General features: G+C 61.6%; 25 protein-coding genes and 1 riboswitch. Of the genes, 12 read left to right on the top strand and 13 right to left on the bottom strand.

All coding sequences use genetic code 11. The annotated features are described in order from the left end of the window. Positions 1-6: 6 nt before the first annotated feature. The 3 genes from pruA to RIFP1SYM_RS05335 form a co-directional block, all read right to left on the bottom strand. Positions 7-2,559, bottom strand: a complete 2,553-nt coding sequence (pruA, locus tag RIFP1SYM_RS05345; protein WP_081417710.1) for an L-glutamate gamma-semialdehyde dehydrogenase — start codon at positions 2,557-2,559, stop codon at positions 7-9. Next, positions 2,441-2,929: a hypothetical protein gene (locus RIFP1SYM_RS17880; RefSeq protein ID WP_005960698.1), complete on the bottom strand. Its 489-nt coding sequence runs from the start codon at positions 2,927-2,929 to the stop codon at positions 2,441-2,443. The genes pruA and RIFP1SYM_RS17880 overlap by 119 nt, the downstream gene beginning before the upstream one ends. Positions 2,930-3,007: 78 nt before the next feature. Beyond that, positions 3,008-3,577 (bottom strand): NUDIX hydrolase, encoded by a 570-nt coding sequence (locus RIFP1SYM_RS05335; RefSeq protein ID WP_039959802.1) that lies wholly within the window; start codon positions 3,575-3,577, stop codon positions 3,008-3,010. Between the two features lie 140 nt (positions 3,578-3,717). Between RIFP1SYM_RS05335 and RIFP1SYM_RS05330 the strand changes: the two genes are divergently transcribed. The 3 genes from RIFP1SYM_RS05330 (at position 3,718) to RIFP1SYM_RS18740 (ending at position 5,808) form a co-directional block, all read left to right on the top strand. Further along, a complete protein-coding gene (locus tag RIFP1SYM_RS05330) occupies positions 3,718-4,221 on the top strand; it encodes a SixA phosphatase family protein (RefSeq protein WP_006474065.1) in 504 nt (167 codons plus the stop codon). A gap of 70 nt (positions 4,222-4,291) precedes the next feature. Then, positions 4,292-5,683 carry an exopolyphosphatase gene (ppx, locus tag RIFP1SYM_RS05325; RefSeq protein ID WP_005960695.1) on the top strand — a complete coding sequence of 464 codons (1,392 nt, stop codon included), beginning with the start codon at positions 4,292-4,294 and terminating at the stop codon, positions 5,681-5,683. Beyond that, a complete protein-coding gene (locus RIFP1SYM_RS18740; RefSeq protein ID WP_005960694.1) occupies positions 5,680-5,808 on the top strand; it encodes a hypothetical protein in 129 nt (42 codons plus the stop codon). The genes ppx and RIFP1SYM_RS18740 overlap by 4 nt, the downstream gene beginning before the upstream one ends. A 151-nt stretch (positions 5,809-5,959) precedes the next feature. On the opposite strand, the gene RIFP1SYM_RS05320 is transcribed toward RIFP1SYM_RS18740, so the two are convergent. The 3 genes from RIFP1SYM_RS05320 to parE all read right to left on the bottom strand — a co-directional run bounded on the left by RIFP1SYM_RS05320 (position 5,960) and on the right by parE (position 9,060). Continuing rightward, entirely contained in the window at positions 5,960-6,523 is a 564-nt protein-coding gene (locus RIFP1SYM_RS05320) for an SCO family protein (protein WP_240992021.1), read from the bottom strand. A gap of 28 nt (positions 6,524-6,551) precedes the next feature. Continuing rightward, positions 6,552-7,079: a hypothetical protein gene (locus tag RIFP1SYM_RS05315; RefSeq protein ID WP_006474062.1), complete on the bottom strand. Its 528-nt coding sequence runs from the start codon at positions 7,077-7,079 to the stop codon at positions 6,552-6,554. An 88-nt stretch (positions 7,080-7,167) separates the two neighbouring features. Next, positions 7,168-9,060: a DNA topoisomerase IV subunit B gene (gene parE / locus RIFP1SYM_RS05310; protein ID WP_005960691.1), complete on the bottom strand. Its 1,893-nt coding sequence runs from the start codon at positions 9,058-9,060 to the stop codon at positions 7,168-7,170. A 151-nt stretch (positions 9,061-9,211) separates the two neighbouring features. Here parE and RIFP1SYM_RS05305 point away from each other — a divergent pair, with 151 nt between their 5' ends. The 3 genes from RIFP1SYM_RS05305 to folE2 all read left to right on the top strand — a co-directional run bounded on the left by RIFP1SYM_RS05305 (position 9,212) and on the right by folE2 (position 11,410). After that, positions 9,212-9,442 (top strand): exodeoxyribonuclease VII small subunit, encoded by a 231-nt coding sequence (locus tag RIFP1SYM_RS05305; RefSeq protein WP_005960690.1) that lies wholly within the window; start codon positions 9,212-9,214, stop codon positions 9,440-9,442. Positions 9,443-9,461: 19 nt separating this feature from the next. Continuing rightward, the gene (gene ispA, locus RIFP1SYM_RS05300; protein WP_006474060.1) at positions 9,462-10,334 is read left to right on the top strand and encodes a (2E,6E)-farnesyl diphosphate synthase; all 873 of its coding nucleotides are present in this window, start codon (positions 9,462-9,464) and stop codon (positions 10,332-10,334) included. 254 nt (positions 10,335-10,588) lie between these two features. Continuing rightward, the gene (gene folE2, locus RIFP1SYM_RS05295) at positions 10,589-11,410 is read left to right on the top strand and encodes a GTP cyclohydrolase FolE2 (protein ID WP_005960688.1); all 822 of its coding nucleotides are present in this window, start codon (positions 10,589-10,591) and stop codon (positions 11,408-11,410) included. Positions 11,411-11,495: 85 nt separating this feature from the next. On the opposite strand, the gene RIFP1SYM_RS05290 is transcribed toward folE2, so the two are convergent. The 7 genes from RIFP1SYM_RS05290 to ribBA all read right to left on the bottom strand — a co-directional run bounded on the left by RIFP1SYM_RS05290 (position 11,496) and on the right by ribBA (position 15,757). Then, positions 11,496-11,978, bottom strand: a complete 483-nt coding sequence (locus RIFP1SYM_RS05290) for a retropepsin-like aspartic protease family protein (protein WP_005960687.1) — start codon at positions 11,976-11,978, stop codon at positions 11,496-11,498. After that, on the bottom strand, positions 11,969-12,154 hold the full coding sequence (locus tag RIFP1SYM_RS17875; protein WP_005960686.1) for a hypothetical protein: 186 nt from the start codon (positions 12,152-12,154) through the stop codon (positions 11,969-11,971). The genes RIFP1SYM_RS05290 and RIFP1SYM_RS17875 overlap by 10 nt, the downstream gene beginning before the upstream one ends. Continuing rightward, positions 12,151-12,642, bottom strand: coding sequence for a phosphatidylglycerophosphatase A family protein (locus RIFP1SYM_RS05285; protein WP_006474058.1), 492 nt, complete (start codon positions 12,640-12,642; stop codon positions 12,151-12,153). The genes RIFP1SYM_RS17875 and RIFP1SYM_RS05285 overlap by 4 nt, the downstream gene beginning before the upstream one ends. Beyond that, a complete protein-coding gene (gene thiL / locus RIFP1SYM_RS05280) occupies positions 12,635-13,600 on the bottom strand; it encodes a thiamine-phosphate kinase (RefSeq protein WP_006474057.1) in 966 nt (321 codons plus the stop codon). The genes RIFP1SYM_RS05285 and thiL overlap by 8 nt, the downstream gene beginning before the upstream one ends. Positions 13,601-13,700: 100 nt before the next feature. Further along, positions 13,701-14,123, bottom strand: coding sequence for a transcription antitermination factor NusB (gene nusB / locus RIFP1SYM_RS05275; protein ID WP_005960683.1), 423 nt, complete (start codon positions 14,121-14,123; stop codon positions 13,701-13,703). After that, positions 14,123-14,590, bottom strand: coding sequence for a 6,7-dimethyl-8-ribityllumazine synthase (gene ribH, locus RIFP1SYM_RS05270; RefSeq protein WP_005960682.1), 468 nt, complete (start codon positions 14,588-14,590; stop codon positions 14,123-14,125). Before ribH ends, nusB begins: the two co-directional genes overlap by 1 nt. Before the next feature lie 51 nt (positions 14,591-14,641). After that, positions 14,642-15,757 carry a bifunctional 3,4-dihydroxy-2-butanone-4-phosphate synthase/GTP cyclohydrolase II gene (ribBA, locus tag RIFP1SYM_RS05265; protein ID WP_005960681.1) on the bottom strand — a complete coding sequence of 372 codons (1,116 nt, stop codon included), beginning with the start codon at positions 15,755-15,757 and terminating at the stop codon, positions 14,642-14,644. A 463-nt stretch (positions 15,758-16,220) separates the two neighbouring features. Here ribBA and RIFP1SYM_RS05260 point away from each other — a divergent pair, with 463 nt between their 5' ends. From RIFP1SYM_RS05260 to cobT, 6 genes are all read left to right on the top strand, one after another. Beyond that, positions 16,221-17,789 carry an XrtA system polysaccharide chain length determinant gene (locus tag RIFP1SYM_RS05260; RefSeq protein ID WP_005960680.1) on the top strand — a complete coding sequence of 523 codons (1,569 nt, stop codon included), beginning with the start codon at positions 16,221-16,223 and terminating at the stop codon, positions 17,787-17,789. Positions 17,790-18,104: 315 nt separating this feature from the next. Beyond that, positions 18,105-18,329, top strand: a riboswitch (cobalamin riboswitch). A gap of 210 nt (positions 18,330-18,539) precedes the next feature. After that, positions 18,540-20,360 carry a TonB-dependent vitamin B12 receptor gene (gene btuB, locus RIFP1SYM_RS05255; protein ID WP_005960679.1) on the top strand — a complete coding sequence of 607 codons (1,821 nt, stop codon included), beginning with the start codon at positions 18,540-18,542 and terminating at the stop codon, positions 20,358-20,360. A 98-nt stretch (positions 20,361-20,458) separates the two neighbouring features. Then, positions 20,459-21,064 (top strand): cob(I)yrinic acid a,c-diamide adenosyltransferase, encoded by a 606-nt coding sequence (cobO, locus tag RIFP1SYM_RS05250; RefSeq protein WP_005960678.1) that lies wholly within the window; start codon positions 20,459-20,461, stop codon positions 21,062-21,064. 138 nt (positions 21,065-21,202) lie between these two features. Further along, a complete protein-coding gene (locus RIFP1SYM_RS05245) occupies positions 21,203-22,732 on the top strand; it encodes a cobyric acid synthase (protein WP_005960677.1) in 1,530 nt (509 codons plus the stop codon). After that, the gene (gene cobU / locus RIFP1SYM_RS05240; RefSeq protein WP_005960676.1) at positions 22,729-23,259 is read left to right on the top strand and encodes a bifunctional adenosylcobinamide kinase/adenosylcobinamide-phosphate guanylyltransferase; all 531 of its coding nucleotides are present in this window, start codon (positions 22,729-22,731) and stop codon (positions 23,257-23,259) included. Before RIFP1SYM_RS05245 ends, cobU begins: the two co-directional genes overlap by 4 nt. Next, positions 23,256-24,314 (top strand): nicotinate-nucleotide--dimethylbenzimidazole phosphoribosyltransferase, encoded by a 1,059-nt coding sequence (gene cobT, locus RIFP1SYM_RS05235; RefSeq protein WP_005960675.1) that lies wholly within the window; start codon positions 23,256-23,258, stop codon positions 24,312-24,314. Before cobU ends, cobT begins: the two co-directional genes overlap by 4 nt. The last annotated feature ends 5 nt before the right edge of the window (positions 24,315-24,319 follow it).

Here is a 24,319-nt window from a genome sequence, read left to right as displayed (position 1 = left end):
ACCCGACTATGGCGCCTCTGAGAGCGGCGCCACCCCACGTCGCAGGGTGTTCTCAGTGACGCATCGCGGCTCCATAAACTGCAGCAGGTAATCACGGCCACCGGCCTTGCTGCCGATGCCGCTCATGGCGAAACCGCCAAACGGCTGGCGATTCACCAAGGCGCCAGTGATGCCGCGATTGAGGTAGAGGTTGCCGACCCGGAACTCCCGCGCGGCCCGTTCAAGATTGGCCGGGCTGCGCGAATAGATACCGCCGGTCAGTGCATAGCGGGTGGAATTGGCCAGCGCCAGGGCCTGATCCAGATCCTGCGCCGGCAGCAGTGCCAGCACCGGACCGAAGATCTCCTCCTGGGCCAGCGGGCTGTTCGGATCGACCTCACCGAACAGCGTCGGCCCCACATAGTGACCGGACTCGAAGCCACGGCTCTCCATCCGATAGAGCAACCGCCCCGCCTGTCGCCCCTGTTCGATCGCCTGCTGGATGCGTGACTCTGCCGCGGCATTGATCACCGGGCCGATATCACACGCCGAATCGGTCGGGTCAGCCATGATCAGGCTCTCCGCCGCCTCGCACAAGCGCCGGCTGAAATGCGCATATTGATCCCCCACCAGGATCACCCGCGAGCAAGCGCTGCACTTCTGCCCCTGGAAACCGAACGCCGACTTCAGTATCCCATCGATCGCCTCATCCGGATCGGCGCTCTGATCGACGATGATGGCGTTCTTGCCACCCAGTTCCGCGACCACCCGTTTGATGTGGCGCTGCCCCGGCCTCGGCTCGGCCGCCAGTCGGAGAATCCCCTGCCCCACCGCCTGGGAGCCGGTAAAGGCGATCAAGTGCACTGCGGGATGACGCACCAGATAGTCGCCCACCACCTCACCTGGGCCAGGCAGGAAGTTCATCACACCCGCGGGAAAACCCGCCTGCTGCATCAGATCCACCAGCCTGGCAGCGATCACCGGGGTGTCAGAGGCGGGCTTGAGGATGGCGCAGTTGCCGGTCACCAGAGTGGCGCTGAGCATACCGGTGACGATCGCCAGCGGGAAGTTCCAGGGCGGGATCACCACTCCAACACCCCGTGGCTGATAGAAGTGGCGGTTGTGCTCCCCTGGCAGCTTCACACTGGCGCCTGCCGCCAGCCGCTCCGCCTCGTCGGCATAAAAACGCAGGAAGTCGATCGCCTCGCAGACATCGGCATCGGCCTCGCGCCAGCCTTTGCCCGCTTCTAGGATCTGCCAAGCGGCAAACTCATCACGTCGCTGCGCCAGCAGATCTGCGCTTTTGCGCAGCAATTCAGCACGACTCTCTGCCGGACGCTCACGCCAAGAGGGAAAGGCAGCCTCGGCAGCCCGGATGGCGCGATCGGCATCTTCCTGGCTGGCACAGGCCGTGGTGCCCACCAGCTGAGCACGATCAGCCGGGTTGAACGACTCGATACACGCTGCGGTGTCCCGCCACTCACCATCAATCAGCAGCGGATAGTGATGGCCAAGCTGTCCCCTGACTTGATCGATGGCGTGTTGAAACGCCTGACACTCATCCGGCTTCAGCCAGCTACGCAGCGGGGTGTTCTGAAAACCCGCTTCAGGCCGCTCAGCTGGCAACCGGGTCTCCACCTTGGGTGGGGCAAAACAGCTGGCCGCATCCTCGCTCGTAACCTGCCAGCGCGTCATCGACTGACTGCTGGCGTTTTCCAGTAGCCGCCGCACCAGATAGGCCATACCGGGGATCGGCTCACCGAAGGGCAGATAGGTGCGCAGCCGGTAGCCCAGCTTCACCAACGCCTGCTGGTAGGACGTCGACATACCGTAGAGCATCTGAAACTCGAACTGCTCAGTCGCCAGCCCGAGCCGCTCCACCTCGGCCATGCCCAGCGCCAGACTGCGCAGATTGTGGCTGGCGATGGCAGGATAGACCCCAGGCGCAGCCGCCAGCAGCCGCTGCAGGCAGGCCTCATAGTAGCGGTCGGTCTCAGCCTGCTGTTGCCAGACCGGGATCGGCCAACCATTCTGCCGCGCCTTCACCACCTCCTGATCCCAGTAGGCGCCGCGCACCAGTCGGATGGCAAACGGCGTCTGGCGCCGCCCTGCCAGTTCGATCAGCTGTTCCAGGTCCTCCCCCCCCTGCCGCAGGTAGGCCTGCAGAGCGATGCCCAGGCCGTCCCAGTCCCGAAACTCAGGATCAAACAGCAGCCACTCAAAAAGTGCCAGGATCACCGGCCGGCGCTCCGAATCCTCCATATCGAGGGTCACCGCCACCCCCTGCCGACGCGCCTTGAGCAGCAGCGGCCTGAGCCGTTTAACCATCACCTCAGTGTTGGCCGTGACCCGTTCTGGCAGCAGCCGCGGCAGCAGTGACGAGGGCTTCAACGACAGCTGCAGCGACTGATCCGGCTGGACACTCAGCACATCCAACAGCTGCAGATAACCGTTGAGGTAGTCATCTGCCTCGCGATGACTGAGGGTGAGTTCGCCCAGCAGATCGAGGGAGACCAGACGCCCCTGGCGCTGCAGACCACTCAGGGTTTCGCGGATGGTGGTTGGCTCCCGGCCTGCCATGAACTGCCGCGAAAGCAGACCGATCGCCTTTACGGATCGCCGCCGCCAACTGATGCGGCCCGAGCAGGCGACCGGAGCGGATCGCCAGCCGGCCAACCTGGGCAGGGGGAAACTCCTGAGCATCGCTGAAATACTCATCAAACAGCCGCACCACCTCGGCGTCCTCCTGCAGTGCAGGCAGCAGATCAACGAAACGCAGGGCACGAATGCGAAAATCGGGGTTTTGATGCAGCCGGCTCAGCAGCGACTGCAGCCAGTGAGAGACGGGATTATGCGGCTCAAACGCCTCGGCGGCCTGCAGCAGCGCATCACCATGCTGGCGGATGCGGGCTTCCTGGTCGCTCTGCGGGTTCGGCGGGGTGGTATGCATTACTTGACCTCAGCGGAGGGGCCTCACTCAAGTATAGAAAGCGATGCGGGTCACGCTTCGATGCCCCCTCGGGCGAATTTAAAAGACCTCGGTGCGATAGCGGCGGGGATGCTCTGAAACACGCAGGATGGAACCACTGCGCAGCCGCAGACTGTCGGTGCTGCGGTCCGCGAAGAAGAGCTTGAGGGTCTCCTTTACCACCGGGAAGGCGAGCTCGTCCCAGGGGATCTCTGACTCGTCAAACAGTGCCACCTCCAGACTCTCGCTGCCGGGGCCAAAATCGAGTGACTGCAGACGGCTGAGAAACAGCAGGTAAACTTGATCGATATGCGGCAGGTTGAACAGGGTATAGAGCTCCCCCATCTCGACTCGCGCCTGGGCCTCCTCCCAGGTCTCCCGAGCCGCACCTTGCTGGGCAGTCTCACCGTTCTCCATGAATCCGGCGGGCAGGGTCCAGAGACCATAGCGAGGCTCGATGGCACGACGGCAGAGCAGCACCTGCTCCTCCCATAACGGGATGCAACCCACCACCATCTTGGGATTCTGGTAGTGGATAGTGCGGCATTCAGGACAGACATGGCGCTGCCGGTTATCCCCCTCAGGGATCAGTCGCTCAACCTCGGTACCGCATTGACTACAAAACTTCATCCGTTTCCCCATCTTCAACAAGGGCCCACCTGCGGGCAGAGAGAGTGAATCAAGCCCTCTTTATAGCAGGCGCGACAACTCTCCACATCCTCTCTGTTTTTGTCTATTATCGCGCCACCCGTTTATCCCCGGAGTTCGAGATGGAGATTCTCCTGATCCGACACGCCATCGCCGAAGAGCGCACCCTGTTTGCCCATACAGGCCAGCCAGACGCGCAGCGGCCACTTACCGAAAAGGGCCGCAGCCGCATGCGCAGCGCCATCAATGGGCTGAGGCGGGTGATGCCACAGATCGACACCCTCGCCAGCAGCCCGCTGCTGCGAGCTGTGGAGAGCGCCCAGCTGCTGGCTGAGGGGTATGGCCTGGAGACGCCGCTGCAGCTGCCACTATTGGCGCCAGGCGGTGACTTTGATGCCATCGCCGCCTGGCTAGCCGGTCACGATGAGGCCTCACGGGTCTGCCTAGTGGGTCATGAACCTGACCTCTCCGAGCTGATCGGCTGGCTCACCGCCGGTAGTGGCGAGAGCTTTATCCACCTAAAAAAGAGTGCCGTCTGCCTGCTCAGATGTGACCTGCTGCCTGAGCAGGGCACCTGTGAAATCGAGTGGCTGCTGGCGCCGAAACAGCTGCGCCAGCTGGGCTGATTCAGCGATTAGAAAATACCCTCATGCTGCGGTAGAGTGAAGCCACTTTTTCACCGCAACCAACTGTCTGATGCAGCAACAAAAAGCAGAAACAGCGGGACAGGAACAAACCGTCGCCGCCATCGACCTCGGCTCCAACAGCTTCCACATGATCGTCGCCCGGGTCCACGATGGCAGTCTGCAGATCATCGACAAGATGCGCGAGATGGTGCGTCTCGGCGAGGGTCTGACCGACGACAAACACCTCACCCCCGAAGTGGCCGCCCGCGCCATCGCCTGCCTGGAACGCTTTGGTCAGCGCCTTGGCAGCCTGCCATCAGAACACGTCATGGCGGTCGGCACCAACACCCTGCGACAAGTTAGCAGCGCCGATGCGTTTCTCACCGCCGCACAGCAAGCGCTCGGCCATCCGATCGAGATCATCGCCGGCCGTGAGGAGGCGCGACTGATCTATCTCGGTGTCTCCCACGGACTCGCCTCCAGCGGTGAGGCCAAGCAGCTGGTGATCGACATCGGCGGCGGCAGCACCGAGCTGATCGTCGGCGAGGGTTTCCGCACCGAGCGACGCGAGAGTCTGCACATGGGCTGTGTCTCCATCAGCCGCAGCCACTTTGCCGATGGTCTGATCAACTCAAAACGTATGAAGCAGGCTGAACTCGCCTGCGCGGTGGTGATCCGGCCGGTACGCAGCTTTTTCCGCGACGCTGGCTGGAGCCGCGCAGTCGGCAGCTCAGGCACCATCAAGGCGATCCGCAAGGTGGTCACCGAGGAGGGCTGGAGCCAGGAAGGGATCAGCGCCCGCTCCCTGGAGAAACTGCGCAAGCGCATGATCGAGGCGGGTTCCCTCGACAAGCTGCAGCTGAAGGGGCTATCGGAAGAGCGCAAGCCCGTCTTCGCCGGCGGCGTGGCGGTACTCTCCGCGCTGTTCAAACATATCGGCATCGAGCAGATGCAGGTCTCGAATGAGGCACTGCGCGAAGGTCTGATCTACGACATGATCGGCCGCAGCCGCCAGGAAGATGCCCGCGAGCGTACCGTCAGATCCCTCAGCAAGCGTTACAACGTGGATCAGGAACAGGCGCAGCGGGTGGAAAGCACTGCACTAGCGCTCTATCACCAAGTGATCCGCCCCTGGAAGATGCTCGATTCGCGCTACTCATCGATGCTCAGCTGGGCGGCCCAGCTACATGAGGTGGGGCTCACCGTCTCCCACAGCCAGTTCCAAAAACACGGCTCCTACCTGCTGGAGAACTCCGATCTATCCGGCTTTACCCGCCAGGAGCAGCGGGTACTGGCGGCAATGGTGCGCGGCCATCGTCGCAAGTTCCCGACCTCGGTATTCGAGGCCCTGCCGCAGGAGGTGGTACTCTGCACCAAACAACTCTGTGTGCTGTTACGCCTGGCGGTGCTGATGCACCGCTCCCGCTCACCAGTCGCCAAACCGCAGGCACTGCTGGTGTGAACGGCTTATCTCTCACCCTGGAGTTCCCTGCAGGCTGGCTGGCCTCGCACCCATTGACCCGTCTGGAGCTGAAGCAGGAGGCCAGCTATCTGCAGGCGGCCGGCTTCAGCCTCACCTTCTCCTAACCGCGGCTCTACCCGCAAGCTAGATTATGACTCGTCCAGAAATGCCCCTGTTAAACGCAAAGGTCTCAGCGTGCTCAGCGTTTATTCCCAGATTTCTGGATGGAAACCAGATCAGAGCAGACGTCGCAGGGCAGCCAGAATGGCCTCCGGCTCAGTGCCGTGAGAGAGCGTCTCGCGCAGCATCCCCCTGGCGATCGATCAGATAGAGATCGGCCGAGTGATCCACCACATAGTTGGTCTCTGAAGGCTGTTCGACCCGGTGATAGGCCGCGCCATATTTTTTTGCCACATCGGCCAGCACCTCGGCCGAGCCGGTCACACCAAGGATCTTCGGGTGAAAATAGTGACTGTACTCTTCAAGGCGCTCTATGCTATCCCGCTCCGGATCGACACTGATGAAGAGCACCTGCAGCCCTTCCTGCTCCGCCTCGTTCAGTTCGTTGAGCGCCATCGACAGCATACCCAGACTCGTTGGGCAGATATCGGGGCACCAGGTGTAGCCAAAATAGAGTACTACCACCTGCCCATGTAGATCGCTCAGCGAGAGCGGGCCATTGGCCGAGACCAGCGTAAAGTCACCACCGGTGGGTTTTGCCTGCAGCGACAACACCTGGTGTTTGGCAGGCTCCTGGCCAGCCGGATTCCAGAACAGACCAACCAACAACAGTGCGCCGCCCAACAGCAGAATCACGCCCCAGAGAACATATCTTTGCATCAACTTCTCCCAAAGATATCGGATCGTTTCAGGCGTCACTCTCCAGGGGCTTGCCCAGCGCTGTATCCACCGCATTGGCCAGCACCTCAGAGTATTCGATCAACTGCCTGATCAGATTGTCATGTTTGTGCAGCAGTTTACGCGCCGCCTCATCCTGATCAACCACCTTGTAGTGCTGGTCATCCACCCAGGCTTCGAGCGTCTTTAGCTCCCTGGTAAAACGCTGATACTGCCGCCGAAGGTTATCGACCAGCAGATGGGAGCGCAGCGGATTGACCGGCTCCTTCAGGTAAAGATCAAGCAGCTGCCCGAGGACCTGCTGCGCCTTGCTCATCTGGCGCTCGAGGCCGGAACTGTCGAATTTTCTGGCTTCAAGTCCGTGCAACCCCCTCAACTGGATGCGCAGCCGCGGCGCCATCTTTTTCATCCTGGCAGCCGATTTTTGCAGCAGTCGCAAGTCTGCTCCATCCAGCAGTTTTTTCGTTTCCTGAGCCAACCGCGGCAGTTCACCAAGCGCCGAAGAGTCCTGACGAGCAACCGGGGCAGTTTCAGCCATTGCCCCTCCCGTCACTATCGACACACTCAACATCAACCACCACTTTTTATAGTTATTTCGCATCTCCCATCTCCCGATCTTATTTTTTCTAAAGCTCTGCCAGATCCCCCTTCTCCTGCAGCCAGCGCTTGCGGTCTGCGGCCCGCTTCTTCGCCAGCATCATATCCATCACACGGCTACTGTCGTCACCCGCCTCGATGGTGAGCTGGACAAGCCGTCGCGTATCCGGATGGATAGTTGTCTCCCGCAACTGCGGGGGATTCATCTCACCCAGTCCCTTGAATCTCTGTACATTGACCTTACCGCGGATTTTCTCCGCCTCGATCCGGTCAAGCACGCCCTGCTTCTCACTGTCATCCAAAGCATAGAAGACCTGCTTACCGACATCGATACGGTAGAGCGGAGGCATTGCCACATAGACATGACCCTGTAGCACAAGTTTCCTGAAGTGACGCAGAAACAGGGCGCACAGCAGGGTGGCGATGTGCAGGCCATCGGAGTCCGCATCGGCGAGGATGCAGATCTTGCCAAAGCGCAGCTTAGAGAGATCATCGCTGCCCGGCTCAACGCCGACCGCCACCNAGATATCGTGCACCTCCTGGGAGGCGAGCACCTCGGCGGAGTCGACCTCCCAGGTGTTGAGGATCTTGCCGCGCAGCGGCATGATCGCCTGGAACTCCCGATCCCGCGCCTGCTTTGCCGAGCCGCCGGCAGAGTCACCCTCCACCAGAAACAGCTCAGTGCGACTCGGATCGACCGCACTGCAGTCGGCCAGCTTGCCCGGCAGCGCCGGCCCCTGGGTGACCTTCTTGCGCTTTACTTTGCGCCCGGCGCGCATCCGCGACTGGGCGGCGTCGATCGCCATCTCCGCGATGCGTTCAGCGACATCGGTATGCTGGTTGAGCCAGAGACTGAAGGTGTCCTTCACCACCCCGGAGACAAACGCTGCACACTCCCGCGAGGAGAGGCGCTCCTTGGTCTGGCCGGAGAACTGTGGATCGTCCAGCTTGGCCGAGAGCACGTAACTGACCCGGCTCCAGACGTCGTCGGGGGTCAGTTTGACACCCCGCGGCAGCAGGTTGCGGAACTCGCAGAACTCGCGCACCGCATCGGTCAGACCGCTGCGCAGGCCGTTGACGTGGGTACCACCGAGAGTGGTGGGGATCAGGTTGACATAGCTCTCGGTGACCACCTCAACACCACCGCTCTCTTGCAGCCAGACAACCGCCCAGGAAACCGCCTCACGATTCCCCTCCATCTGCCCGACAAACGCCTCCTGGGGCAGCCATTCAGCGCCATGCAGCGCATCGAGCAGGTAGTCTCTCAGACCATCCTCGTAGAACCACTCATCGCGCTCGCCCGACGACTCATCGAAGAAGCTGACCTTCAGCCCCGGGCAGAGCACCGCCTTGGCGCGCAACACATGACGCAGCCGACGCAGCGAAAACTTAGCGCTATCGAAGTAGCTGGGGTCGGGCCAGAAGCGCACCCGGGTGCCGGTATTGTTGCGCCCGACTTTGCCGATCGCCTCCAACTCCGACACCTTGTTGCCGCCAGCAAAGGCGATGTTGTATTCTTGGCCGCCACGCCGCACCCACACCTCCAGGTGCTTGGAGAGCGCATTCACCACCGACACGCCGACACCATGCAGCCCGCCGGAGAAGCGGTAACTCTTGTTGGAAAACTTGCCGCCGGCATGCAGCTTGGTGAGGATCACCTCGACCCCGGGCAACCCCTGCTTGGGGTGGATATCCACCGGCATGCCACGGCCGTCATCGATTACCTGCAGCGAACCATCCTTGAACAGGCTGACCTCGATGCTGCTGGCGTAGCCGGCGACTGCCTCATCCACGCTGTTGTCGATCACCTCCTGCGCCAGATGGTTGGGGCGGCTGGTGTCGGTATACATGCCCGGTCGTTTGCGGACCGGATCCAGGCCACTCAGGACCTCAATCGCCGAGGCGTCGTAGCTAGCACTCATGGAGACAATTCAACTGTTTAATAAACCTTATCGTTTACAGAAACCTGACCAGAATTCTACACATCCCACTCTGCTCATGCGAGCAGACCCCATTGACCGGCACAAACCGCCTGGGGTAGCTTTACGCCACCCCAACTACTAGTAAACAGCTGTGCCGAGAAGAAAAAAGACCCCCCCCTTCGAAGAGGCGCTTGCCGAACTCGAATCCCTGGTCGAGACCCTGGAGAGTGGCGAGCTGCCGCTGGAGGAGTCGCTAAAGACCTTCGAGCGGGGCGTGGAGCTGACCCGCAACTGCCAAAAGGCCCTCGATGATGCAGAGCAGAAGGTCAGAATCCTCAGCAACGAGGGCGGCGCAACGGAGCCTTTCGAACGTGAGCAGTAACACCGCCTTGAGGGAGTTCATGCTGTTCTGCCAAAATCGGGTAGAACATGCGCTGGATAAGAGCCTGCCTGCCGAGAGCACATCCCCCGCTCGCCTCCATCAGGCGATGCGCTACGCAGTGCTTGGCGGCGGCAAACGCATCCGCCCGATTCTCACCTACGCCACCGGTCAGGCACTCGGCGTAGAGATCAACCAGCTCGACACCGCCGCCTGCGCAGTAGAAATGATCCACGCCTACTCGCTGGTACACGACGACCTGCCGGCAATGGACGACGACGAGCTGCGCCGAGGCCGCCCCACCTGCCATAAGGCCTACGACGAGGCCACCGCGATCCTGGTCGGCGATGCGCTGCAGACCCAGGCGTTCCAGATCATCTGCACCAGCGGCAACTTGCACGCCAGTGCCGAGACCCGCCTGGAGATGATCGAGACCCTGAGCCGCGCCAGCGGCTCCCGCGGCATGTGCGGTGGCCAGGCCCTTGACCTCAACGCAGTCGGCCAGGAACTCTCTCTGGCGGAGCTGGAGAACCTGCACATCCACAAGACCGGCGCGCTGATCCGCGCCAGCGTCAATACGGCCAGCCTGCTAGCACCCCGCCTAGAGCCGGAACAGGCACACCAGCTCGACCACTACGCCAAATGCGTCGGCCTCGCCTTCCAGATTCGCGACGACATCCTCGACGTGGAGGGCGACACCGAAACCCTCGGCAAGACTCAGGGCAAGGACCAAGCCCAGGATAAACCCACCTACCCCGCCCTACTCGGCCTCAACGGCGCCCGTGAAAAGGCCGCCGAACTGCAGGCCGACGCCCACCGCTCCCTCACAGGCTTCGACAGCAAGGCCGACCCGCTGCGCTGGCTCGCCGACTACATCATCGGACGGGATTACTGAACCACAGCTGCCAGGAGAGCTTGGCGGGTTGGGAGATGCTGGCGCCGGTGGATGAGTGAGGCGCTCCTACTTGCGCCGGCGGGCATCCGTTGGGATAATCGCGCGTTTTCGCGCTGACACGCACCGAGCGGCCCTGTGCCGAAATAACCCGAGGTTTCATCGGTTGTTGCTGACCGTCCACTGGACGATGATGCAGGCGCATCATCTTTGCCCGATTACAACGCCCACGCCCGTCGCCTGGCAGGATCTCTTACATGGCTGAAAATATTAGCACCGCTTCGTCTCAAATCGCCGACGTTCAGAGCAGCGCCGACACCCGCCAGATCGCCATCAACAAGGTGGGCATCAAGGACATCCGCCATCCGGTGCGTATCAAGGACCGCAGCGAGGGCGAGCAGCACACCATCGCCAACTTCAACATGTATGTTGACCTGCCCCACAATTTTAAGGGCACCCACATGTCGCGCTTCGTGGAGATCCTCAACAGCCACGACTACGAGATCACGGTGGAGTCGTTCAAAGATATGCTGACGGAGATGGCAGAGCGGCTGGAGGCGGAGTCGGGCCACATCGAGATGAACTTCCCCTTCTTCATCAACAAAACTGCGCCGATATCCAAGGTGCAGAGTCTGCTCGACTATGATGTCACCCTGATCGGCGAGATCCACAGCGGCAAGCCGGAGATCGACATCAAGGTGGTGGTGCCAGTAACCAGCCTCTGCCCCTGTTCGAAGAAGATCTCCGAGCGCGGCGCCCACAACCAGCGCTCCCACGTCACCATCCAGGCGCGCACCGCCGGCTTCATCTGGATCGAGGAGATCATCGAGATAGTCGAGCAGGAGGCCTCCTGCGAGCTGTTTGGCCTGCTCAAGCGTCCCGACGAGAAGCATGTCACCGAGCGCGCCTACGACAACCCGAAGTTTGTCGAGGACATGGTGCGTGACGTGGCGGTACGTATGAACAACGAAACGCGCATCAGCGCCTATGTGGTGGAATCGGAAAACTTCGAGTCGATCCACAATCACAGCGCCTACGCGCTGATTGAGCGGGACAAGCTGAAAGACCCGGTTAGCTGAGGCGGCAGCGCCGGCCATCAAATAGATCGTGCAGGTCGGGATTTATCCCGACCGAGATCACTAGGTCAGGTGGATTGATAAAAGCTCAGAACCTGCTCTCCAGCAGCAGGTAGGCGCCCTTATCCTGCATCGTGAGCTGGCTCAGGAAGCTCATCCCCAACAACACCTGGGTGGGACTGTTGCCTTCAATTATAAAGCCGCGCACCCCGCGCCGGGTAATCGCCCCCACCCGCACCTCTCTTAGCGTCACCTCATAGGCGCGCGCCATGCCCGAGGCAGTGCCCACCGCAATCGGCGTTCCCTTGCGCTTGTAGGCGATGCCCAGACGGCGCGCCTCGACCCCACTCATCGCCACCGCCGTGGCACCGGTATCCAGCAGAAACTGCACCGTGCGGCCGTTGATACTGCCCAAGATGGTGAAAGAGCCGGTCTCATCCCGCCAGACCTTGGCACTCTGACGCTCTGGCTCGGAATAGCTGCTGGAGACATGCCGGCCAAGGTTGTAGGTGTCGCGCTTGCCATCCACCTCGATCAGCGCCTGGCGGCTGTCGGAGGAGATCAGCAACACGCCTTCGGGAGAGGCCTTGCCGGCTTTAGCATGCGCCGCTTGCCATCGATGGAGACCATCACCTTGTTGGCGAAGAGCGCCTCCACCACCAACCGCTCCACTGCCAGTGCCATTGCGTGCGGCACCAACCACAGCAGACAGCAGAGCAGAGCCCTGTAGGGCACAGAGCACGTCATTGGATCACTCCTGTCAGCTCAATGGCCTGCATCACCACCAGAGCAAACAATCCCGCCAGCAGATCGTCAAACATGATGCCGAACCCACCGCTCACCCGCCGGTCGATCCAGCGGATCGGCCAGGGCTTGAGGATATCGAACAGGCGAAACAGCAGAAAACCGAGCACCAGCCACAGCCAGCCGGGTGGAGCGAGGCTCATGGTCACCAGATAGCCGACGACCTCGTCCCAAACGATGCCGCCGTGGTCATGTACTCCCAGATCGTCAGAGGTTCTGCCGCAGATCGGGATGCCGATCAGAAACAGGCCCAGCAGGATAGTCAGATAGGCGGGCAACGGCTGCGACTGCAGCAGCAGATAGATCGGGATCGCCAGCAGGGTGCCGAAGGTGCCCGGCGCAAATGGCGCCAGCCCGGAACCAAAACCAAAGGCGATCAGGTGGTGCGGGCGACGCAGATCGGGCCGGGCAGGTCTGTTGGCTTCACTCATGGGATGCAAAGTGGTCGTAGCCCTTGGCTGATGGTCTCCAAATAGTAGCATCAGCCTGCTCACAGACCAGCCCCGGCGCGGCGGTGATCTCACCGATCTCGCTGACAGCAAGCCCCAGTTGCTCGCTGAGCGGCCACAGGCGGGAGAGTTCGGCGGGCGGCAGGGTGAAACAGAGTTCGTAGTCGTCGCCGCCGGCGAGCGGCAGGTCCCAGTCAGCCGTGCGACGCACCGCATCGCTGAGGGGCAGGCGCGCCAGCTGCAACCGGGCACCCACACCGCTGGCTTGCAGGATATGCCCCAGATCGGCCAGCAGCCCGTCGGAGATATCGATGGCCGCGCTCGCCAGGCCGCGCAGCGCCTGCCCCAATGCAAGCCGTGGCTGCGGGCGTTGCAGACGGTCGATCAACTGACTGCGCTCAGGTTCGGAAAGATTGGCCTCTCCCTGTAACAGGCGCAGGCCGAGTGCCGCATCGCCGAGCCTGCCGCTGACACAGATTCGGTCCCCCGGCTGCGCGCCGTCGCGCCGCAGCGCGCTGCCGCGGGGCACAAAACCGTGGACCTGCAGGGTCAGCGTCAGCGGTCCACGGGTGGTGTCGCCACCCACTAGGCTCACCCCAGCACGACTCGCCAGCGCCGCAAAGCCGCGGCTGAACGCCTCCAGCCAGACCTCATTCACCTCAGGCAGGGCCAGCGCCAGGGTCACCCAGGCGGGCTCGGCCCCCATCGCCGCCAGATCACTCAGGTTGACTGCCAGTGCCTTGTGCCCAAGCGTCTCCGGTTCGACATCCGCCAGGAAGTGGACCCCGGCCACCAGGGTATCGATGCTGACTGCCAGCTCCATCCCCTCAGGCACATCCAACAACGCACAGTCATCACCGATACCGAGCGCCACATCATCACGGAGCGGGGTCAGATCGCTGAAGTAACGTCGTATCAGGTCGAATTCAGAGAGCGCCATGAGAATATAGGGTGAATGGGGCCATCCTGACCCTGCTGACCTTTGTCCTGAAAGCGGGCCGCTGGCGTCGTCCGGCCAACGACCCGAAGAGCAACTGAGCTCAGCCGCGTATCTCCGCAGCACGCACCGACTTCGCCACCCGGTCGAGCACGCCGTTGACAAAGCGGTGGCCCTTCTCGGCACCGAATACCTTGGCCAACTCCACCGCCTCGTTGATCACCACTCGGTAGGGCACCTCCAGGTGGTGTTTCAACTCATAGACGCCGAGCCGCAGCACCGCCCGCTCGACCGGATCGACGCTCTCGATGGCGCGATCCAGCGCCGGCTTGAGCAGCCCATCCAGCTCCTGCAGATTATTCGGCACGCCGTGTAGCAGGTCCTTGAAATAGGGCACCTCAAACTGGCTGAGATCCTGCTCGCCAAGGAACTGCTCGTAGATTGCTGCCAAATCCTGTCCGGCCATCTGCCACTGATAGATCGCCTGCACCGCATGACGGCGCGCCTGACTGCGTTTTTTGCTCATCAGATCTGGCGCAGCAGATTGACCATCTCAATCGCGGAGAGGGTCGCTTCCGCGCCCTTGTTACCCGCCTTGGTGCCGGCCCGCTCGATCGCCTGCTCGATGGTGTCGACAGTCAGCACGCCAAAGGCGATCGGCACGCCGTGCTTCAGGCTCACCTGGGACATGCCCTTAACGCACTCCCCTGCCACATAGTCGAAGTGCGGGGTGCCGCCGCGGATCACCGCGCCGAGAGCGATGATCGCGTCATATTCACCCTTCTGCGCCAGCTTCTCCAGCAGCACCGGCATCTCGAAGGCGCCTGGCAGGCGAACCAGGGTGATCTCCTCCTCCTTGGCGCCGTGGCGCTTGAGGGTATCGATCGCGCCGTCCACCAGGCTTTCGACCACAAAACTGTTAAACCGCGCCGCCACCACACAGAAGCGCGCGTTCTCCACCACCAGTGAACCTTCGATTGTATTGATAGCCATCTATTCTGGATCCTGATCAGTTAAATCTTCTGGGAAGTCGGATGCCAAGGGCTATTCGCACTCGACATACTCCACCACTTCCATATCGAAACCGGAGAGACCGTGAATACTCTTTGGCGCACTCAGCACCCGCATCCTGCGCACTCCCAGATCCGACAAGATCTGCGCACCGACGCCGTAGGTGCGTAGCTCTTTGCTGTTGTCGCTCTTCACGTAGCCCGTTTCTGCGCCGCCCTGCACCTGACGATCCATCATGCGCTGCACGATCTCACGCGGTGTATCGTGATTGCGCAGCACCACGATCACCCCTTCGCCCGCCTCGCTGACCTGCTTCATGGCGTTAGCCAGGGGCCAACCGCAGTCGCCCCCCTCGGCGGAGAAGAGATCACACAGGCTGTTCTGCATGTGCACCCGCACCAGCACCGGTCGATCCGGCGTGGGCTGGCCCTTGATCAACGCCAGGTGGATCTCATTGTCGACCACATCCTGGTAGGCGGCGAGGCGGAACTCACCATGCTCAGTGGGCAGGTGGCACTCGCTGACCCGCTCCACGGTATGCTCGTTGCGCACCCGGTAGTGGATCAGATCAGCGATGGTGCCGATCTTCAGGCCATGTTCGGTGGCGAACCGTTCCAGATCGGGACGGCGCGCCATGGTACCGTCCTCATTGAGGATCTCGACGATCACCGAAGCGGGCGAGAAGCCGGCCAGCCGCGCCAGATCGCATCCTGCCTCGGTGTGACCGGCACGCACCAGCACACCGCCGGGTTGGGCCATCAGCGGAAAGATATGGCCGGGCTGGACCAGATCGCGCGGCTCAGCACCAGGAGCCACCGCCGCCAGCACCGTGGTGGCCCGATCGGCCGCCGAGATGCCGGTGGTCACGCCCTCCGCCGCCTCGATCGAGAGCGTGAAGTTGGTGGCCGAGAGCTCATCATCGGTCGGCACCATCAGGGGCAGGCGCAGCTGACTGCAGCGCTCTTTGGTGAGGGTCAGGCAGATCAGGCCGCGGCCGTAGCGGGCCATGAAGTTGATCGCCTCGGGGGTGACGCTCTCCGCGGCCATTACCAGGTCGCCTTCGTTCTCCCGGTCCTCGTCATCCATGATGATGACCATCTTGCCCAAGCGCAGATCTTCGATAATTTCTTCTGTGGTATTGAGAGGCATTGATCTTTTATCGTGTCGTTCAAAGCGAACCGGCGATTCTATCAGAGCAGCCCCACCTAAGGAACGCCTGTATCCCTCATCGAAATGCCAGTCTGACTGGGGCGACCGGCACCACTGGAACTGCCGGAGAGACGCAGGAAATGGTATCAGCCAGGGTTCAGCAGTATGATTGCCCGCACAACGGATCCTGGGCCACTGGGGAGAGAGACCTGATCAGCACTTCAGCGCATTCTAGCGACAACTTGCCCGGTTTTTGCTATAGACTCCTGCCTGGACATGAAAATACCGTGGATCTGCTCTGGAGGGGCCCTCAGCCAAGATAAAGGCAGCGGCCTCTAGCTCAGAGTCAGGGATCAACACTAACCCCCCGCGCGCGCAAGAGCATGGTTCGGGTTGGTATTATTCAGAATCAACACCAGGCGCCGGAAACAGCGCGATAATTTATTTTTCAGACAGTTAAACGATGAAAGACGCGATATTTGAGATAAGCAATCAAATCCGATCGGCCTGGAGATACCGCTGGTACGCCATGGTGGTTGCCTGGACCATTGCCGTGGGTGGCTGGTCCTGGGTATTTGCAATGAACGACCAGTACGAATCGAGCGCCAAGGTCTTTGTCGATACCGAAAATCTGCTACGCCCCCTATTGAAGGGCATCGCGGTGCAGACCGACCTAAATCAGCGCCTCAACCTGATGACCCGCACCCTGCTGAGCCGCAAGAATCTAGAAAAAGTGCTGCGCGAGAGCGACCTGGACCACTCGGTAAAAAACCTGGAAGAGCGCGAGATTCTGATCAAGCAGCTGCAGGAGAAGATCGCCATCGGCCATGAGCGCCGCCAGGACTTCTACACCATCGCCTACACCTATAAAGACCCCTATGTGGCCAAAAAAGTGGTGGAGACTCTGCTCAACATCTTTGTTGAGTCCGCCCTCGGCGATACCCGTATCGAGTCGGATAGCGCACAGCGCTTCCTGGAAAAACAGATCCAAGAGTATGAAAAGCGCCTGGTGGAAGCGGAGAGCCGACTTACCGAATTCAAGCGCCGCAATCTAGACACCCTGCCCTCACAGAGCGGCGACGCTTTCAACCGTCTGCAGCGCACCCAGGCGCAGCTTGAGGATCTGCAACTCGAGCTGAAAGAGGCCACCATCAAACGTAACGAATTGAAACGGCAGTATCAGGCCGCTGAAAAAGAGGCCGAGGCCAAGCAGGCGGCAGGCGGGGTGATACTCGGCTCCCCCAATGCGCAACGCATCCAGCGAATGGAGTCCAAGCTCGATGAACTGCTGCTGAAGTATACGGAAGCGCATCCCAACGTGCGCGAACTGCGGGACACCATCAAGCAGCTGAAAGTGGCCGAGGATGTGGTCATCTCCTCAGGCGATGGGAGCAGCACGTTGGCGGCAGATACCGCGGTGGAGCAGCTGAAACTGGCCTATCGCCAGGCCGAAGTGGAGCTGACATCGACCCGCGTACGTGTCAAAGAGTACGAAAAGCGCATCAAGGCGCTGAAAGAGAAACTCGCTTTCCTGCCCAAGGTTGAGGCTGAACTGAAAAGGCTCGACCGCGACTACCACATCAACAAGAAAAACTACGAGGAGCTGGTGCAGCGTCTGGAGTCTGCTCGCATGTCGGTACAGGCCGATGTTGCCGGCGACAGCGTCAAATTCCGTATCGTGGAGCCCCCCAAGGTGCCGCTGGTTCCGGTCGGCCCCAAACGCATCGCCTTCAGCATAGGCATCCTGGTGCTAGCTCTTGGGCTAGGCGGTGGTCTGGCCTTCATCATGGGTCAGCTGCGCCCAGTCTACTACGATGTGATGGGGCTGCGCCGTGGCACCGAGGTACCAGTACTGGGCCAGGTCACTCGAGTCTGGACGCGAAAACTGGCGGTCAAGCGCAAGCTCGAGGTAAGCGGCTTCTTCACCGCCACCACGATGCTATTTCTGCTCTTCGTATCGTTGCTGGTGATCTATCAGATGGGTTACCGTGATGAACTTGTCGGCCTGATCAAAGGGGTGGTCTCAGCTTGATCGCCCCACCCTGGTGCAGAATCGCGCCAGGGTGGGCCTCAGCTCAATCTGAACCACGCCATACCAGCACTGCCCCGGCTCCTACCCAATCACCTGACAACTCTCTCGTCACACCACCCGCCCCTTCTGTCATTCACAGCAAACGGCCTCTCTCTTCCCAAAACGCTCCAAGTTGAAGCCAAATAGGGCCAGACTGTCGAGACCATTACGCCCGCTCAACTCCGTGCAGGACACAACGGCAAGCTTGGGAGAGGCTGAATACAGCATTTGCAGTATTGCTTTGTTTCTTGACGCGTCATCTATGTTGCTATATTTTCCTGCGGCTCTGCTTCAGGTGTCCCAAGGGTATCCACCCCCAAGGGATGAAACGGGAAGCCGGTACGTACTGGTGAAAATCAGAACAATTCCGGCGCTGCCCCCGCAACGGTAGGCGAGTTGCGGCGGATCATACAGCCACTGCGTTTCGACGTGGGAAGGCGATCCGCCAGGTCTGCAAGACCACTCGCAAGCCCGGAGACCGGCCTGGAGCCCAAGGAACCTCTAAACGGACCATGGACCGCAAGGCTGCCGTCCAGATTCATTCAGAGGCTCCCCAAGGTTGGCATTGCGGAGGGCGATGCGGCGACTAACGAGCCATTATAGCTGCGCGCGTTTCGCGCCATGCCTCTGCTCGCGTCAGATTCTCCTCCTCCGCTTATGTCTGTGCATCACCGATTCGCGCGCGGGTGAGCGCGCCGGAGGGAATTAAAAATGAAGAGACACTATCTGTCTGCAGCGGCACTGCTGCTGAGCTCCCACTCTGCTTTTACCGTCGAGCTCGATCCCGTCATCGTCACCGCAAGCCGCACCGCGCAGACGGTAGACGAAAGCCTCGCCTCGGTAACCGTCATCACGCGCCATGATATCGAGCGCCAGCAGGCGCAATCCATCCAGGACCTGTTGCGCGGCGTACCGGGCGTTAGCATCAGCAACAACGGCGGCCCCGGTAAAGCCACCTCGATACACCTCCGCGGCACCGAATCCGACCACGTGCTGGTGCTCATCGACGGTGTCAAAATGGGTTCTGCGACCCTCGGCACCACCGCCTTTGAGCAGATTCCCATCGAGCAGATCGAACGCATCGAGATCGTACGCGGTCCACGCTCCAGCCTCTACGGCTCCGAGGCCATCGGCGGTGTGATCCAGATCTTCACCCGCAAAGGCGGCGGCGCGCTCACGCCATTTTTCAGCATCGGTGGCGGCAGCTACAGCACCTATACCGCCTCGGCAGGGATTTCAGGGGGCGGCGAACGCGGTTGGTTCAACCTCAACGCAAGTGGCATCGACACCGAGGGCTTCAACGCCTGCACCGGCAAACCGTTCCCGGACGGTGCCGGGTGTTTTACCACCGAGCCCGACAAGGACGGTCACCAGAACCTGTCCAGTTCCCTGCGCGCGGGCTACCGGTTTGAAAACGACATTGAGGTTGATGCCCACGCGCTGCGTGCCAGCAGCAACACCGAATTCGATGGGGACTTTGTCAATGAATCAGAATCTATCCAGCAGGTCATCGGCGGGACGATCCGTTTCTCGCCGATAGAGATCTGGCAGCTCACGCTGGCAGCGGGCCGCAGCCGGGATGAGTCCGACAACTTCAAGGACGGCACCTTTGTGACCCGCTTCGATACCGAGCGCGATACTGCTTCCTTGCAGAACGATCTCTACATCGCGGATGATCATCTGCTCACCCTGGGTATCGACTACCAGAGCGACAAGGTCGATAGCAACACCGCCTATGTGGTCAGCTCCCGCGACAACAAGGGGCTGTTCACCCAGTACCAGGGCACATTTTCCGCCCACGACCTGCAACTCTCCCTGCGCCGTGACGACAACGAGCAGTTTGGCCAGCGCACGACTGGCGGGGCAGCCTGGGGTTACGCATTGGCTAACAGCCTGCGGTTCACCGCCTCTTACGGCACTGCTTTTAAGGCGCCGACCTTCAATGAGCTCTACTTTCCCGGCTTCGGTAATGCCGACCTGCGGCCCGAAGAGTCGCGCAGTTTCGAGCTTGGCCTGAGTGGCTCGGTCAGCTGGGGGCACTGGTCGCTCAACGCCTATGAAACCCGCATCGACGATCTAATCGCCTTCGACCCAACCACCTTCGTCCCCGCCAACATCGACCAGGCACGCATCCGCGGCCTTGAAGCGATCGTCAGCACCCAGATCGGGGGCTGGAACCTCGACACCAATCTCACCCTGCTCGAGCCAGAGAACCGCTCAAGCGGCACCAACAACGGCAAGCTGCTGCCGCGGCGTGCCAAACAATCCCTGCGCTTCGATGCGGATCGCCAGTTTGGTAACTACGCGCTCGGCGCAACGCTGCTGGCAGAAGGCAAACGCTATGATGACCTGGCCAACAGCCGTAAACTCGGCGGCTATGCCACAGTCGATTTGCGCGCCGAATACAACCTCGCCCGAGAGTGGCGGCTACAGGCGCGCCTCGAGAACCTGCTCGACAAAGAGTACGAGACCGCTGCTTTCTACAAACAGCCTGGGCGCAGTTTCTACCTGACCTTGCGTTACCAACCCTGATCCATCGCAGAGGAGAAAACCGTGCTTAGCCCCTCCACACGCCATCAGCGACTGCCCTGCCCCGTCCTGACCGCTTTGATGACTGCGGGAGCGAAGCCGTGAGCAGCGATCAGCCGGAGCAGCGCCACCGCGGCCGCATGCAGCGCAAGAAGGCGGCGGTGGATGCCGCCATCACCCGCGCGGACCGGGACCAGGGCCTGTTGCTAGTGCTTACCGGTAACGGCAAGGGCAAGTCCAGTTCGGCCTTCGGCATGCTGGCCCGCGCCCTGGGGCATGGCATGAAAGTCGGTGTGGCGCAGTTCATCAAGGGTCGCTCGGACACTGGAGAAGAAGCCTTCTTCCAGCGCCAACCCGGCGTGGTCTGGCATCTGCTCGGTGAAGGCTTCACCTGGGAGACGCAGAACCTCACCCGCGACATCAAGACCGCGCAACGCGGCTGGGCCGTGGTACGGGAGATGTTGCGCGATCCATCTCTGGGCCTGATCGTACTCGATGAGCTCACTTATCCCCTCAAGTATGGCTGGCTGGAGATCGATACCGTGCTGGCCGACCTCAAAGCCCGCCCACCGATGCAGCACGTGGTCATTACCGGCCGCGGCGCGCCTCAGGCGCTGTGTGACGCAGCCGACACCGTGACCGAACTGCGCGACATCAAACACGCCTTCCGTGCCGGCGTGCGGGCGCAAAAGGGGATCGATCTGTGAGTTCGCTCCCGCTATCCATGGCTCCCACAAAATTAGTGCCTCTCTGCGCTTCACTGCCAGGCAGACCGAAGCGCAGTAGCCGCGACTGGACGCGGCATTGGCCAGGCTGACAGTGGTTGATCTCGCCGAGGCCAGCAGATGAGCGCCCGCACGCTGATGATCCAGGGCACCACCTCCGATGCCGGCAAGAGCCTGCTGGTAACGGCCCTGTGCCGCTGGCTGCTCCGGCAGGGTGTGCGCGTCGCACCCTTCAAGCCGCAGAACATGGCACTGAACAGTGCCGTGACAGCAGATGGTGGCGAGATCGGCCGCGCCCAGGCAGCGCAGGCACTGGCCTGCGGCCTGCAACCACACACCGACATGAATCCGGTGCTGCTCAAGCCCAATACCGATGTCGGGGCCCAGGTCATCATTCATGGCCATGCGGTCGACACCATGGATGCCCGCGCCTACCACGACTACAAACGCACCGCCCGCGCCGCGGTGCTCGAATCGCACAACCGCCTCAGCGATGCCTTTGACACAATCATCGTCGAAGGCGCTGGCTCACCGGCGGAGATCAATCTGCGGGCAAACGACATCGCCAACATGGGTTTTGCCGAGGCGGTGGACTGCCCAGTGATTCTGGTCGCCGATATCGACCGCGGCGGCGTGTTCGCCCATCTGGTCGGCACCCTCGCCCTGTTGAATGAAAGCGAACAGGCGCGGGTCAAGGGCTTTGTCATCAACCGCTTTCGTGGCGACATTCGGCTGCTGCAATCCGGACTGGAGTGGCTCGAACACCACACCGGCAAACCAGTGATCGGTGTGCTGCCCTGGTTACATGGCCTGCACCTGGAGGCAGAGGATGCGCTGCCGCGTGAACCCAGCCCAGCCTCGCAATCAGACACACCGTGCATCCGCATCATCGTCCCTGCCCTACCACGTATCAGCAACCATACCGATTTCGATCCACTACGCCTGCATCCGCAGGTGGATCTGCAATTTGTCGCGCCAAACGCAGCCATTCCCGCCGCCGATCTGATCATCCTGCCGGGCTCCAAGAGCGTGTGCCAGGATCTCGCCTGGTTGCGCGAGCAAGGCTGGGAAGCGGCAATCCAGCGTCATCTGCGTTATGGCGGCAGACTGATCGGTATCTGCGGCGGCTTTCAGATGTTGGGCAGAGCGATACACGACCCAGCAGGTCTCGAAGGTGATCCAGGCAGCAGCGACGGCTTGGGCTTACTCAATCTGGAGACAACACTGGAGCCGGAAAAACAGCTACGCAATGTGCGCGGCAGACTCGCCATCAACGACGCGCAGGGATGCACAAGTGTCACGGGGGGCAGGATGCCGGGAGCGACTGAGGCAGAGATAAGCGGCTACGAGATCCATGCCGGCGTCACCCGCGGCCCGGCTCTTGACCGACCGGCGCTGCAGCTCAGCCAGGGTCCGGATGGGGCGATCAGCGACGATGGGCTGATCCTCGGCAGCTACCTGCACGGCCTGTTCGAATCGCCCTCCGCCTGTACCGCGCTGCTCGGTTGGGCCGGACTGAGCGATGCACAACCAGAGGATTACCTGGCACTGCGTGAGGCAGCCATTGAGCGGCTGGCCGATGCGGTGGAACAACACTTGGATACCGCCCGGCTACTGTCATTGCTTGAACTGAAGGCGGTATCGACATGATGAACGCCAAGACCCTGATCCTCGGTGGCGTCCGCTCCGGCAAGAGCCGGCTGGCCGAACGCCTCGCACGTGATAGTCAACAGCCAGTCAGCTACATCGCAACCGCAACGGCGCAGGACGAGGAGATGCGCGCACGCATTGCCGCACATCGCCGTCACCGGCCAGCGCATTGGCAGCTGATCGAGGAACCGATCCAACTCGCCACTGTGCTGAACACACACGCGCTTGCTGGACACTGCCTGCTAGTTGACTGCCTGACACTCTGGCTCACCAACCTGCTGATGGCAGAGGACTCAAGCCTGTTCGAGCGTGAGCGTGCGGCTCTGCTGGCGGTGCTGCCGACGCTGCAGGGCCAGATCATTCTGGTCAGCAATGAAACCAATATGGGCGTGATGCCGCTGGGTGAACTCAGCCGCCGCTACTGCGATGAAGCCGGCCGGCTGCATCAGGAACTCGCACAGGCCTGCGACCAAGTGATCCTAACGGTCGCTGGCCTGCCTCACATATTAAAGGGAGGTCCACTTTGAACACGACCACCGAATGGTTGCAGGCACCAGCCGCCACCCCGGACGACACAGCCCGGCAGGCAGCCGAGGCACGTCAGGCAGTTCTCACCAAGCCCCCTGGCGCCCTGGGGCTACTCGAGCAGACCGCGATCCGCCTGGCAGCGCTGCAAGGCAGCAAGCGACCCAGTGTGGAGCAGCTCTATATCGCCGTGTTTGCCGCCGATCACGGCGTAGTGGCTGAAGGCATCTCTGCCTTTCCACAGGCAGTCACCACCGAGATGGTGAAAAACTTCGCCCGCGGTGGCGCTGCGATCAGCGTGTTGGCCCGCGAACTTGGCGCAGAGCTGGAGGTGATCAATCTGGGTACGGTCAACGACCCCGGCCCTCTGGAAGGCGTGCTAAACCTGCCGCTTGCTCCCGGCACCGCCAACCTCTGTCGAGAGCCGGCCATGGACGAGCAGCAGCTTGCACGCGCCATGCATGGGGGGCGACAGGCGGCCGAACGCGCCAAGCTCGCTGGCGCCCAGCTCTTCATCGGCGGCGAGATGGGCATCGGCAACACCACCGCCGCGGCGGCGCTGGCCTGCGCCCTGCTCGATGCCCCACCTGAACAACTCGCAGGCCCAGGCACCGGCCTGAATGCGCAGGGAGTGGCGCACAAGAGCGCGGTGATCCACCAGGCGCTGGAACGGCACAGCCAGCACCTTGGTACACCATTGGAGGCGTTGCGTCGGCTTGGTGGCTTCGAGATCGCTGCCCTGACCGGCAGCTATATGGCGTGCGCACAGATGGGCCTGCCGGTGCTGGTGGATGGCTTCATCAGCTCGGTGGCGACACTCACAGCTGCACGGCTCTGCCCTGGTGCCGAAGACTGGTTTCTTTTCTCCCACGCCTCAGCAGAACCAGGCCATCGAACCGTGCTCGATGCACTCGATGCTCGCCCCTTGCTGGATCTCGGCATGCGCCTGGGCGAGGGCAGCGGCGCAGCCGTCGCAGTGCCGCTGATCCGGCTCGCCTGCACGCTGCACAACGAGATGGCCACATTCGCCGAGGCAGCGGTCTCGGAAAAACTCTGATCTGA

The sequence above is a fragment of the endosymbiont of Riftia pachyptila (vent Ph05) genome (genome assembly GCF_000224455.1).
GTDB lineage: Bacteria > Pseudomonadota > Gammaproteobacteria > Chromatiales > Chromatiaceae > Endoriftia > Endoriftia persephonae.
The sequence above is the reverse complement of the archived record's forward strand: the minus strand, read 5'-3'. Positions and strand labels throughout refer to the sequence as shown.